Origin of the sequence: Paenibacillus sp. A14, assembly GCF_036864815.1 — a bacterium.
GTDB lineage: Bacteria > Bacillota > Bacilli > Paenibacillales > Paenibacillaceae > Fontibacillus > Fontibacillus sanfengchensis.
Window position 1 is genome coordinate 490,695 of the sequence record NZ_JBAGJD010000003.1, and the last position, 12,136, is coordinate 502,830.

10 protein-coding genes are annotated in these 12,136 nt (G+C 54.9%); 1 reads left to right on the forward strand and 9 read right to left on the reverse strand.

Annotation, left to right across the window (positions count from 1 at the left end; translation table 11 throughout):
* Positions 1 to 57 precede the first annotated feature (57 nt).
* The 5 genes from V4U88_RS10280 to V4U88_RS10300 all read right to left on the reverse strand — a co-directional run bounded on the left by V4U88_RS10280 (position 58) and on the right by V4U88_RS10300 (position 6,005).
* Positions 58 to 786: a LutC/YkgG family protein gene (locus V4U88_RS10280; RefSeq protein ID WP_334073166.1), complete on the reverse strand. Its 729-nt coding sequence runs from the start codon at positions 784 to 786 to the stop codon at positions 58 to 60.
* Entirely contained in the window at positions 731 to 2,299 is a 1,569-nt protein-coding gene (locus V4U88_RS10285; RefSeq protein ID WP_334073167.1) for a LutB/LldF family L-lactate oxidation iron-sulfur protein, read from the reverse strand. Before V4U88_RS10285 ends, V4U88_RS10280 begins: the two co-directional genes overlap by 56 nt.
* A complete protein-coding gene (locus tag V4U88_RS10290; RefSeq protein ID WP_334073378.1) occupies positions 2,296 to 3,024 on the reverse strand; it encodes a (Fe-S)-binding protein in 729 nt (242 codons plus the stop codon). The genes V4U88_RS10285 and V4U88_RS10290 overlap by 4 nt, the downstream gene beginning before the upstream one ends.
* A gap of 55 nt (positions 3,025 to 3,079) precedes the next feature.
* Positions 3,080 to 3,838, reverse strand: a complete 759-nt coding sequence (locus V4U88_RS10295; protein WP_334073168.1) for a DeoR/GlpR family DNA-binding transcription regulator — start codon at positions 3,836 to 3,838, stop codon at positions 3,080 to 3,082.
* Between the two features lie 97 nt (positions 3,839 to 3,935).
* Positions 3,936 to 6,005 (reverse strand): bifunctional aldolase/short-chain dehydrogenase, encoded by a 2,070-nt coding sequence (locus V4U88_RS10300; protein ID WP_334073169.1) that lies wholly within the window; start codon positions 6,003 to 6,005, stop codon positions 3,936 to 3,938.
* Between the two features lie 933 nt (positions 6,006 to 6,938).
* On the opposite strand from V4U88_RS10300, the gene V4U88_RS10305 reads away from it, so the two are divergent.
* Positions 6,939 to 8,384 (forward strand): MFS transporter, encoded by a 1,446-nt coding sequence (locus V4U88_RS10305; RefSeq protein ID WP_334073170.1) that lies wholly within the window; start codon positions 6,939 to 6,941, stop codon positions 8,382 to 8,384.
* Between the two features lie 84 nt (positions 8,385 to 8,468).
* On the opposite strand, the gene V4U88_RS10310 is transcribed toward V4U88_RS10305, so the two are convergent.
* The 4 genes from V4U88_RS10310 to V4U88_RS10325 all read right to left on the reverse strand — a co-directional run bounded on the left by V4U88_RS10310 (position 8,469) and on the right by V4U88_RS10325 (position 12,032).
* Entirely contained in the window at positions 8,469 to 9,248 is a 780-nt protein-coding gene (locus V4U88_RS10310; RefSeq protein ID WP_334073171.1) for an ABC transporter ATP-binding protein, read from the reverse strand.
* A gap of 72 nt (positions 9,249 to 9,320) precedes the next feature.
* Positions 9,321 to 10,007 (reverse strand): FadR/GntR family transcriptional regulator, encoded by a 687-nt coding sequence (locus V4U88_RS10315; protein ID WP_334073172.1) that lies wholly within the window; start codon positions 10,005 to 10,007, stop codon positions 9,321 to 9,323.
* A 153-nt stretch (positions 10,008 to 10,160) separates the two neighbouring features.
* Positions 10,161 to 11,369, reverse strand: a complete 1,209-nt coding sequence (locus tag V4U88_RS10320; RefSeq protein ID WP_334073173.1) for an MFS transporter — start codon at positions 11,367 to 11,369, stop codon at positions 10,161 to 10,163.
* Between the two features lie 75 nt (positions 11,370 to 11,444).
* Entirely contained in the window at positions 11,445 to 12,032 is a 588-nt protein-coding gene (locus V4U88_RS10325; RefSeq protein WP_334073174.1) for a TetR/AcrR family transcriptional regulator, read from the reverse strand.
* Positions 12,033 to 12,136 lie beyond the last annotated feature (104 nt).

The window sequence follows — 12,136 nt, forward strand, 5'->3', positions numbered from 1 at the left end:
GGAAACGGCGGCCTCCGGACCCGGAGAACCGCCGTTTAGTAATTTTTCGGCACGGCGTCAACCGGAAACCAACACGGCATAGACCACGCCCGGGCCATGCACGCCGATCGTGAGATCGTTCTCGATATCGGCGGAACGGCTCGGCCCCGAGATGAAATGAATGCCGGCCGGCAGGCCTTCCCGCCCGACCCGGTCGAACTCCGTCAGCACCTCGCCAAGCCTGGTGACCAGCGAAGAAACCGGGATGACGGTGAAGAGGAGCATCGGCAGAAGGCTGACCGAGCGGCCTTTTTCGGGGCCGGAGAGCACGGCGATGGAGCCGGTGTAGGCAACCGCGTAATCCGCCAGGACGATGCCGATATCCGCTTCGGCCGCACGGGCTTTCCAGTCCCGGGACGATCCCCGGTTCCACACGTGCACTTCCGCCTCCGGCAGAGACGATTCCAGGCCCAACTCCGCCAATGCCGGCCGGTCATGACGGAGAATTCGCTTTGCCTTCAGCTCCAGCGCCTTCTCCGTCATGAACCGGCCGGCGTCCTGCAAGCTGTCCGCCCGAATCACATCCCCCCCGGCCGCCTCAAAGTTCCGCGTAAACAGTTGAATGTTATCGTCCTCGGAACCTTCGTAACGATTCCAAAATTCGGGAGCTCCCCGGTACGGCTGCCGCGGCTTTTCCGTCAAACGCGGACGCTGCAGCCGTGAGGCAATCTTGCCCAGAAACTCCTCCTGTTTAGCCCTCGAGCGTTGATTCAGGTGATCCAGCCACTCCCGGTGGCCTTCCGCCATGTTCCTCACCTCCTGCGCTTTTCTCCCGGCCGCGGATCCGTTCCCGCATCCGCGCCTCGATTTCCGGTACCAGCTCCCGAAGTCCTTGCCGCAGCTCGGCCTCCAAGGTTGGATAACGTTCCCGGAACGGTTCGGCGGCCAAGCTTGGGGCCACTCTGTAGCGGTTCCAGCCTTTCAGCGGCCCCAGTTTCAGCCGAATGCCGCCGTCCCGCACGATCAACTTCTGTCCAAACCTCCCCAGTCTCAAAGCCCCGTGGTAGCGTTTGGAGCGGGACATCAGCGAGCCGAAAGCTTTCATTCCCGCCGTCTCGAGCGCATTGCCGTATCCCTGCTCGACCTTTCTCCGCCGCAGCGAGACGAGCATAACATGCAGCGGGATCTTGACCGGGCAGGCCTCGTAGCATGCCCCGCACAAGCTGGAAGCACCCGCGATATCATCCCAGTCCGCAACGTTCCTCTTCAGTGCCGGTGTGAGCACCGCCCCGATCGGCCCGCTGTAGGTACCGCCGTAGGCGTGACCCCCGATATGGCGGTACACGGGACAAGCGTTCAAACATGCCCCGCACCGGATGCAGTTCAGCAGCTCTTGGAATTCGGGATCGCCCAACTGCAAGGACCTGCCGTTTTCGAGGATGATGACATGCATCTCCTCCGGGCCGTCCGTGTCGCCAGGGCGTTTCGGCCCCGTAATTCCCGACATGTAGACCGTCAGTTTCTGACCGGTCGCGGAACGGGGAAGCAGCGTGGCCATCACTTCGAGATCGCTCCAGGAGGGGATAATCCGCTCCATGCCCATAAAAGAGATTTGCGTCTTCGGCAGGGTGGTGACCATACGGGCATTCCCCTCATTTTCGAACAGGACGATCGAGCCGGTTTCCGCAATCGCAAAATTGCAGCCCGTAACGCCGATGTCGGCGGCCAGAAATTTTTCGCGCAGTTTTTTCCGGACATACCCCGCCAGTATCGTCGTTTCGGGAGCGAGCCGTTCGCCGGCGTCCTCGGACAACAGGTCCGCAATCTGATAACGGTTTTTGTGAATCGCCGGAATAATGATATGAGACGGCGTTTCTCCGGCCCGTTGAATAATATACTCGCCCAAATCCGTTTCGACCGCCTCGATCCCGGCCGTCTCCAGAGCCTGATTCAGGTGAATTTCCTCCGTCACCATCGACTTGGATTTCACTGCTGAAGCCGCCGCATGTCTGGAAGCGATTTCAAGAGCGAGTGAAACGGCTTCCTCAGATGTATCGGCAAAATGGACATGCGCGCCGTTCTCCCGGGCCTGGTCCGCAAACAGGCCGAGATAGTAATCCAGATGGGCGATCGTATGCAGCCGGATCTGCCTGCCCCGTTCCCGCCATGCCTCCCAATTCCCGTGTTCCTCGGCCGCTTTCCGCTTGCCGCTGCGAAGCCGTTCCGTCGTAAAGCGGACCGCCTTCCGCAAAAAATCGTCGTTCAAGGCGAGGCCGGCCCGCTCCTGTACCGTTTTCTCCGCTTTGCCCGTCGCACTCATACCAGCTTCACCCCTTCATAGAGCAGTTCCGCGAGGTGCATCACCCGAACCGGCTCGTTACGGTAACGCAAGTGACCGGCGATGTTCATCAGACAGGCCATATCCAGCCCGACCAGAACCTCGGCCTCGGTCTCCTTGAGATGATCGACTTTCTCCGTAACCATGGCCCCGGAAATATCCGGCATTTTCACGGCGAAAGTGCCCCCGAAACCGCAGCAGTCCTCAGCAAAAGGGAGCGGAACGAACTCCAGATCCTTAACGTGACTCAGCAGCTCCATCGGCTCGTTTTTCACACCCAGCAAACGGCTCCCATGACAGGAGGGATGGTACGTGACTTTATGGGGAAACCGGGCCCCTACATCGGTCACGCCAAGCACCTGGACCAGAAATTGCGTAAATTCAAACGTTTTAAGCTGGAGCTGCCGCACTTTCTCACGCCACTCCGGCTCGTCCTTGAACAGCTCTTCGTAATGGTGAACCATATAGGTGCAGGAACCGGAAGGGGAAACGACGAAGTCGCTATCCTCAAAAGCGGCAAGAATCGTCTTAGCGGCCGCCTTCGCTTCCGCCCAGTACCCGCTGTTATAGGCCGGCTGCCCGCAGCAGGTCTGCAGCTTGGGGAAGTCCAGCAGGATCCCGTACCTGGCCAGCAGCCGCATCATCGTTTCCCCGACCCGGGGATACACCGCATCGCTGACGCAAGTAATGAACATGGACACCTTCAACCCGTTCACCCTCTATCCCATGTAAAAGTTTGCGATGATCTGCCTTTCTTTAGACTCAGGCCCTCTTGACGGTAAGCCCGGCTGCGCCGAGGGATTCCACGACATCCGGTGCCAGGCTGGAATCGCTGATCACCGTGTCCACACTGGAAAAATCCGCCACCTGCGTAAAAGCCTGCACGCCGAACTTGCTGGAATCCGCCAGCAGAATTTTTTGATCCGCCATTCCCATCATCTGCTGCTTGAGCCGGGCCTGCAGTTCGCCGGATTCGCTGATGCCGCGTTCGAGGTGTACCCCTTTGCAGGAGAAAAACAGCTTGTCGACATGGAAGGACTCCAGCGATTTTTCGGCGAGCGGCCCGACAAAAGACAGCGAACGGGGGGACAGCCGGCCGCCGACGGAGATGACCTCCACCTTCTCCTTCGTGCTCAGTTCCGTGACAACCTTGATGGAGTTGGTCAGGACCGTCATCGGGAGATCCGGCATGATTTTCGCCATATACCAGGCGGAGGTGCTGGCGTCCAGCAAAATCCGGTCATGCGGCCGGACCAGCTTGACCGCTTCCTCGGCGATGCGTTTCTTCTCCTCCGACCGGGTTACTTCTCTCTCGAAGTAAGGGACCTCGAGCTGGGCTTCTTTTACGCTAACCGCTCCGCCGTGGGATCTTTTGAGCCGTCCCGCCTGCTCCAGCCGATCCAGGTCCCTTCGGATCGTTTCCTCCGTGACGGAGCAAAGCTCGCTTAACTCGGTGACCCGGATACTTCCCCTTTCATTCACAAGCTGAACGATTTTTTCGTAACGCTCTGCAACCAGCATCTGACATCCTCTTTTCGATCCGGATTTGATGAAACCACGTACGTTGTTCCAATCATGAAATAAATTATACCGTATGCGGCCGTAACCCATCAAAGCCTTAACGGGTAAACGCCGCCGGAACCCCTCCGTCGATCGTCAGCATGCAGCCTGTCGTTTTGCCCGCTTTGGAAGAGGCGAAGAAGGCGATTCCTTCCGCGATATCCCGCGGATAAATGTTGACCTGCAAGGTCGTCCGCTTGCGGTAATATTCCTCGAGCTGGTCCGGCTCGATGCCGTAGGCGGCCGCCCGCTCCTCGCGCCAGCCGGAGTTCCAAATCGCCGACCCTTGCAGGATCGCATCGGGCAGCACGGTGTTAACCCGGATGCCGTACTCCCCGCCTTCCGCCGCGATGCAGCGGGCCAGATGGGCTTCCAGCGCTTTAGCCGAGCTGTAAGCGGAGGCGTTCTTGCCGGCGTAGACCGAATTTTTCGAGCCGACGAACACCATACTCCCTCCCAGGGCCTGCTGCTTCATCGTTTTGAAAGCCTCCCGCGCCACGAGAAAATACCCGGTGCCGAGCACGTTCATGTTGAGGTTCCATTCCTTCAGCGACGTTTCCTCAAACGGGCTTGAAGTCGCCAATCCGGCGTTGTTGACTAAAATATCCACGCCTCCGTAATTCAGCGAAGTCTCGAGAAAAGCGGCCCGAACCTCCTCTTCGCGGGTCACATCCATGCGGAGGGCCAGCGCGCGCATCTCCCCGTATTTGGCGTTGATGTCGTCCGCGACCTTTCGCGCCCCTTCCAGGTTCAAATCCGCCAGGACGACATGCGCTCCTTCGGATACCAAACGGCGGGCGGTTTCACTGCCGATTCCGCCGGCACCGCCGGTGATAAAGGCGACTTGCCGGGAAAATTCCGCTTCCGGCGGAGCCAGGGAAAGCTTGTAGAGTTCCAGTGGCCAGTATTCCACGTTGTACGACTCGTTCTCGCTCAGGGAAACGAACCGGCCCAATGCCGTGGCCCCCCGCATCACCGCGACCGCCCGACGGTACAGCGCCCCGCTCACTTTGGAATTCGCCCAGCTCTTTCCGGTGTTGATCATGCCGAGGCCGGGAATCAGGATCACTCGCGGCGCCGGCTCGAACATGACATCGCCGGGAGCCTTGTTCCGCTCGAAGTAGGCTTTGTATTGTTCCTTGTAACGGCCGACCCCTTCCTTGATTTTGCTTAGGAGGCCGCTTGCATCCTCCGCATTCGGGGTCCAGTCGATGAACAACGGCCTCACCTTGGTATGAACGAGGTGGTCCGGGCAGGCGGCCCCGACTTGCGACAACGCTAAGGCATCCCGGCCGCCGACGAATTGGAGAACATCCTCTTCGTCATCGAAGGTTAGGATCATGGTGCGGTCGTCGCTGACGAATCCCCGTAAAGCCGGCAGCACTTGAGCGGCTAGGCTGCGACGGTCGTCCGCCGCCAGGGGGACGTATTTTTCGCCTCCGAACAGCGTCTTCGGATCGATCCGCGCCTCGATATAGGCTTCGGCTTCATTGATGATCTTGATCGTTTGCGCATAGCAGGTTTCGGAGGTATCCCCCCAGGTCACCAAACCGTGCTTCTCCATCAGAACCAGCTCCGCCTTCGGATTGGCCCGTACGCCTTCGGCGATCATTTTCGACAGCTTGAACCCCGGGCGAATATAAGGTACCCATACGAAGCGGTCGCCGTAAATCTCTTGGGCGATCTCTCGGCCGTTGTCCGCGCAGCAGATACTGATAATCGCGTCGGGATGGGTATGGTCAACATGCGGAAAAGGCAAAAAGGCGTGCAGCAGCGTCTCGATGGAAGCCCGCGGGTGCTTGCTGTCGATCATGCACTGGGCCAGGTAGGCCACCATCTCCTCGTCGGACATTTCGCTTCTCTCGAAGAGCGGAGCGATATCCTCCAGTCTTAGGCCCGTAAAATGGCCGGGACCCATCGTTGCGAGGTCGGAGCCGCTGCCTTTGACGTACATGACCTCTACTTCCCGCCCCCGAAAGTCGATGATCCGGGTTTTCGTGGAGGTATTGCCGCCGCCCCAGTTACAGACCCGCCGGTCCGTCCCGATCAGGTTGGAGCGGTATACGAGTTCGGCCAATCCGTTTTTTTCGGTTGGAGCTTGAGAGGATTGCCAGAGATTTTGTACCATGACTTACGTTGCGCCTCCTTTTTATTTTTATTTGTTTATGATTATATCGTTATTGTTTATTTTTGAATATACATAATTTCAAATAAAAACAAAGTAAATCTTCTTCTCCGGTAAATTCGCGCCTATGCGAATGAGGAGCCTAGCCACCGAAATAGCGGCGTGTAAGGTACTTAATCACTTGCCCTATATGTATGAACCGGCCAGTACCAAAAGGTGGCCCTTTATATTCAAGTTATATAGATTGAACTAGGAGATACGTTGCTAACATCCGCAAAATTTAATATAAAGCCCCACCGTCGGAGTCTACATCAATAACGGGAAAATCTCCCGTTAATGTACCGCTCTTGGCTTTTCGACCGAATTTAGCTGGAAAAGCTCCATCTATTTCGCGGCCCGATTGCCGATATGCACAACTTCAGGCGAATTAACGGGAGGTTTTCCAGCTAATTCGCCTCTGCAGCCGCATATTCACCAAATTAACGGGAGGAATTCCCTTTAATTCGAACCAAACAATTAGTTGCAGATCAAAAGTGCGAAAAGAACCTTCCGAACTCGATTTCAACACCAGCGCAGGTCCTCTCTTTCTTTCGGGCCGTGGGGCCGGATGGACTGATATCATGCTAAGCCAATGGAAGTTGACTCCTTCCCATGATCGGGCTCAATTTACCCGGCTTTTCAAACGATTTACCGGGCTGCTCCCAAAGGGTTCCGCGACTTAAGCAGGCAACACGTTCATTTGCTTTGCTTTACGGCGCGAATATTTCACCTATCCACTCCAAAAAGCTCTAAATTCGCGGGGTTTGACGAATCGCTTAGACCATGGTAGTATTTCAAAATAACACTAGTGTTAATTCCAACCATCTTTATTTTTCCGGTTTTATTAGTAGTATTCATGCATACCTCTCACACTCCATTAAAAAGAAAAGAAAGCGAGTGATTCACTTGATCCAAAATCAGCTTCTAACTAAACTCGATCCACGAAGATGGGGGTCGCTGGCCATCGTCCTTTCGGCGACATTTATGGTTATCCTGGATTCTTTTATCGTCAATGTGGCGGCGCCTTCGATTCAGCAGGATCTGGAGGCCACTTCGATTCAGCTGCAATTTATATTGGCGGGATACGTGCTGTCCTACGCGGTCTTTTTGATTTCGGGAGGACGGTTCGGGGATTTATTCGGACGGAAAAAGATGTTTATCGCCGGTATGGGCGGCTTTGTTGCGGCTTCGGCCCTGTGCGGATTCGCTCCCACGGCGGAAATGCTCGTTCTGGCCCGCATCCTGCAAGGGCTGGCGGCCGCGATCATGGTGCCTCAAGTGCTGTCCACGATCCAGGCCAGTTTCCCGGCCGAAGAACGGCCGAAGGCGCTCGGCTGGTACGGTGCGATCAGCGGGATTGCCGTAGTTGCCGGTCAAATCGCCGGCGGACTTCTTCTTCACGCCGACTTGTTCGGCCTCGGTTGGCGAACGGTATTTCTGATCAATCTGCCGATCGGTCTGATCGCGATGGCTCTGTCCCTGCCCTTTGTCCGGGAATCGATGGTGGAAGGAAGCAAAAAACTGGACCTCGCAGGACTCCTGCTATCCGCCGCAGGTCTTACAGCGATGACTTTTCCGCTCGTCATGGGGCGTGAAGCAGGTTGGCCCCTGTGGGTGTTCTTTTGCCTTGCCGCTTCTCTCCTGTTTCTGTTCGGCTTCGTTCGGTATGAGGGGCGGCTGATGAAACGGAACGGGTTTCCGCTGATGCCCGCCACGCTTTTTGCGGAAAAATCGTTCCGGTTCGGCGTTTTGTCCATCCTGGCGTACCAAGGCGGAAATGCCGCTCTGTTTTTGACCCTTTCCTTGTTTCTGCAAGAAGGCCTATCGTTCTCACCGATGACATCGGCGCTTTCTTTCCTATCCATCGGCGTCGGATTTTTTCTCGGATCGATGCTCGCGCCGCGCGGTGTTAAGAGATGGGGGTTCCGGCTGCTTCCCGCCGGTGCGGCGGTGATGGCACTCAGCTGCGGATATTTGTTCTATACGATCCATCATTTTGGGGAAAGCCTGCAATGGACGCATTTCATTCCCTCGCTCTTTCTGGCGGGAATCGGCCAGGGAATCGTCGGCGCGCCCTTGTTTACCGCCATTCTGTCGCGGGTTGGTCCGAACCAGATCGGCGCCGCCTCCGGCATTCTCAGCACGATGATGCAAACGGCCAATGTATTGGGCGTCGCGGTCATCGGTACGCTCTACTTCGCCGTGCTCGAGTCGAGCGGCGGGGCTTATCTTGCAGCCATGTACGCGGCTTTGGCCTGTATCCTAGGGGCGGCGCTGCTAACCTTCATCCAGCTCTTGCTGCTGTCCAAAGCGAAAGAGCCCGCCCCCACCCCCTCCAACTAAGACGGAATCGTGTTGAAATAACGAGAGGCCGCCCAGGAACAACCGGTAATGTAATGGTTGCTCTAGGCGGCCCTTTCCTGTTCATTATGTTAACGAAAGCCAAGCCCGCTCGTTTTTCCAGGTCACTTGAACCGGGGTTTCAAATAGAGCCGTTAACCGCTCGCTCGTAAGAACCTCCGTCGTTCTTCCGCTGGCAAACACGGTTCCCTTCCGAAGCAGCAAGGAATGGGTAAACTCCGGCAAAATTTCCTCCACATGATGTGTGACATATAGAAGCGTGGGCGCATCTTTTTCCTTCATCAAGTTAGCGATGCTCTGCAGCAGGGATTCCCGGGACAGGAGGTCCAGTCCGTTGCACGCTTCGTCCAGGATCAGCAGCTCGGGGGAAGCCATCAGCGCGCGGGCGATCAACAGCTTCTGCTTTTCCCCTTGAGAGCAGGTCTGATATTGGCGGTCGACCAGGTGTCCGCAGCCCAGCGTCTCCATAAGGTGAACGGCTTTTTGAACGTGCTCGTCCGTAGGTTTCTCGAACAAGCCGATGGAAGCGTGAAGCCCGCTGATTACCAAATGCTGCGTCTGCTCATTGGGATGAATCCGTTCTTGAAAAGACGAGCTGACCCAGCCGATCCGCCGCCGCATTTCCCGCAGATCCACTGTTCCATAACGTTCGCCCAACACGGAAATCTGCCCCTCCGTCGGCCAAATATACCCCGTAATCATATTCAATAACGTAGTCTTCCCCGAACCGTTAAGTCCTAGGATGGCCCAGTGTTCGCCTTTGGAGATCGTCCAGTTGACATCCTTCAGTATGACTTTCTCTTCGCGTTTCCAATAGACATCTTTCACTTCAACAATATTTGACATCACCTGTTTCTCCTCCTCATCGTCTGGGTTACAACAATCATATCATCTGCTGTTTACTGGCAGTTGAATGAATTACAACTCCGCCATGGTGCCCTCCAAAATTTTCAGGGTCCAGGATACGGCAACATCCGGATTCATGCCGCGAATCGCCTCATATAATTGCTCATGGCAATGGGATTGCGGATCGTGCGAGCTGTACTCTTGGTTTAGTTTACTCATAGCATCGCTTAATACGTGCGAAAACGTACGGAACATATCGATGATGACGCCGTTCTTGCTGGCGATTGCGATAGACAAATGAAACTCGATATCCGACTTCACGTAAAGGTCGCGATCGTTTTGCTGCAGGGCTAAACTGCGTGTGTCCAGGTGTTCGCGCATGTTCCGCAAATCTCCTTCATCACGGCGAAGGGCGGCCAGCCTGGAAATTTCAACTTCCAGCATCTTCCTCGCCTCGAACACTTCCATAAGTTCCGCCCGATGCAGACGATGAACCAGCGGTTCCTGAATAACGGGAGCGCTCTTCAAATATGTGCCGTATCCTTGTTTCTTCTCCAGCAAACCGGCGTGCACCAACACCCGGATCGCCTCCCGGATCGTGGAACGGCCGACGCCAAACAGTTCCATTAGTTCAGGCTCTATAGGCAATTTATCTCCCGGACGAATTTCGCCGCTGGATATTTTTTGCTGCAACTGATTGACCACCTCGTCCACCAGCTTAGGGTGGTTCAAGGCTTTAAACGACAGCTTCCCATTCATCTGATCATCTCCTGTTTTCAGAAGTTTAGCATATCCCGACTTCGCCGACAAGAACTAACCATCGCTTTGCCGCCTTTTCACCCTACGCCAAGGGCCGTTCCAAGCGAATGACTTTGCTCAGGAACGGCCCCTTTTTGCCTTTTATTTATTTTATCAAGAAGATGCCGGCGCTTCCTGTCGCCCCGGTTTACCCGTCCGAATGGACAGGAAGAAGCAAAGCAACAGAACCACAAACGCGAGCGTATACGGATAATTGATATCCAGATCGAACAAAAATCCGGCAACGATCGGGCCGACAATATTGCCCAAACTGGTGAAGGCCGAGTTGAGGCCGGCGACATAGCCCTGCTGATCTTCGGCCACCATGGACATTTGCGTACTGATGGCCGGACGCAGGATGTCGATCGCGAGAAAGATAATAAAGGTCACCGCAAAGATCAACCAGAATTTGTGTACAAACAGCGTCAGAAGAATAAACACGCCCGCAAAAAGCAGACAAACCGAGATGACCCGCTTCTCCCCAAAACGCTTGAGGATCCAGCTAAAGCCGGTAGCTTGAATCACCGCGCCCGATATGGAGCCGAAAGTAATGATAAAAGCGATATCCTGCGGCCCAAATCCGAACTTGTGGTCGACGAACAATCCAAAGACAGTTTCAAAGTTGGCCAGGCCGAATGACATGACGAAAACGATGATCAAGCTGAAAAAATAAGGCTCCCGATACGCATACCGCAGTTGTGTCAAAAGGCCTCTCGGCTGCTTAGCCACAGCCGGTGATTTCGAGCTTTCCTGCTTAACCGGCTTGGATTCGGGAAGGATCAACAAGTTGATTAAAGCCGCAAGCACGCCGGCGATCGCCGCAAAATAAAACGGAACCCGCAGCCCCAACTCGGCGACATACCCGCCAAGGCCCGGTCCGATAATAAATCCCGTCGTGATGGACGCGTTGATAAATCCCATCCCCGCGGCCCGCTCCTCATTGGTCGTGATATCCGCCGCATAAGCCATAACGGCCGGCATAATCATGGCCGCGCTGATGCCGCCGAGCATTCTGGACGCAAACAGCAGTACCGTGGAGCTCGTGAAGCCAAACAACGCTTCCGAGAAAGCAAACAGAAGCATCCCGAAGACGATCAGTCTTTTCCGTCCGAACAAATCGGCCAAGCGGCCGGCCACCGGCGAAAACAAGAACTGGGTGAGCGAGAAAGCCGCCACCAACAGACCGACGATGCCCCCGGTAATGCCTAAACTTTCGATGAACTTCGGCATAATCGGAATGACAAGTCCGATTCCCGTAAAGACAAGAAACAGATTGAGCATGAGGATCAGTATAGCTCCCCGATTTTTAAGTAATAGTGCCATTTCTCTAACTCTCCTTCAACAAACCTAAATACTGAATTTTCATTCTATATCTTTGTAAAAAAATTAGCCTGACGGCTAAACAATCCCATGCAAAAATACATCCATCGCCAAACGGTAGGTCGCCAGCGCTCGCTCGCGTCCCATTCTCAGCGTATGCTGGTTCAAACCGAGCACCAAGCTGTCCAGGATAATGGCCAGTCCGGTTACATCCCTATTTTTAAACTCACCTTTATCGATACCCTGTTGCAGCAACTGCTCATTAAAGGCGATGTATCCCTTGACCATTTCGTTCATGCGTTCCTCAATGTCCGAAGCCTTCTCCGCATTGTTGTAGAATTCATCAATCGCCTTGGTCAATGGATGGTTGATTTGGTCGTTCGCCAAATGTTCAGCCATACCATACAATTTATCGACCGTGGTGGAATAGAGCGGTTCCTTCGTCAGCCAATTCTCTTCCCATTCCCTGTTCCAATCTTCGATAAGATAGAAGAACAGCCCTTCCTTGCTTTTGAAATGATAATAAATGTTGCCGGCGCTGCATCCGGTGGCTTTCACAATATCTTCGATCGATGTAGCCTTATAGCCTTTGTGAACAAATAAATCCTTGGCCGCATCGGCGATTCTCTTCTTGGTCTGCTCGGTCTGCTGTTTCTTTTTGTTCACCCGCTCACCCCTTTCTAAAGCAGTTCATTAGGACCCCGGGCATCAAGAGTCGCTCAGAAAAAAAATAATACTGAACGTTTCTTCAGTATTATACGGGATAGAAA

Excerpts from the sequence above, each read along its gene's own strand:
- V4U88_RS10295 (WP_334073168.1), bottom strand. The coding sequence starts at position 3,838 with ATGCTGGTTGCAGAGCGTTACGAAAAAATCGTTCAGCTTGTGAATGAA.
- V4U88_RS10310 (WP_334073171.1), bottom strand. The coding sequence starts at position 9,248 with ATGTCAAATATTGTTGAAGTGAAAGATGTCTATTGGAAACGCGAAGAG.
- V4U88_RS10280 (WP_334073166.1), bottom strand. The coding sequence starts at position 786 with ATGGCGGAAGGCCACCGGGAGTGGCTGGATCACCTGAATCAACGCTCG.
- V4U88_RS10315 (WP_334073172.1), bottom strand. The coding sequence starts at position 10,007 with ATGAATGGGAAGCTGTCGTTTAAAGCCTTGAACCACCCTAAGCTGGTG.
- V4U88_RS10285 (WP_334073167.1), bottom strand. The coding sequence starts at position 2,299 with ATGAGTGCGACGGGCAAAGCGGAGAAAACGGTACAGGAGCGGGCCGGC.
- V4U88_RS10300 (WP_334073169.1), bottom strand. The coding sequence starts at position 6,005 with ATGGTACAAAATCTCTGGCAATCCTCTCAAGCTCCAACCGAAAAAAAC.
- V4U88_RS10320 (WP_334073173.1), bottom strand. The coding sequence starts at position 11,369 with ATGGCACTATTACTTAAAAATCGGGGAGCTATACTGATCCTCATGCTC.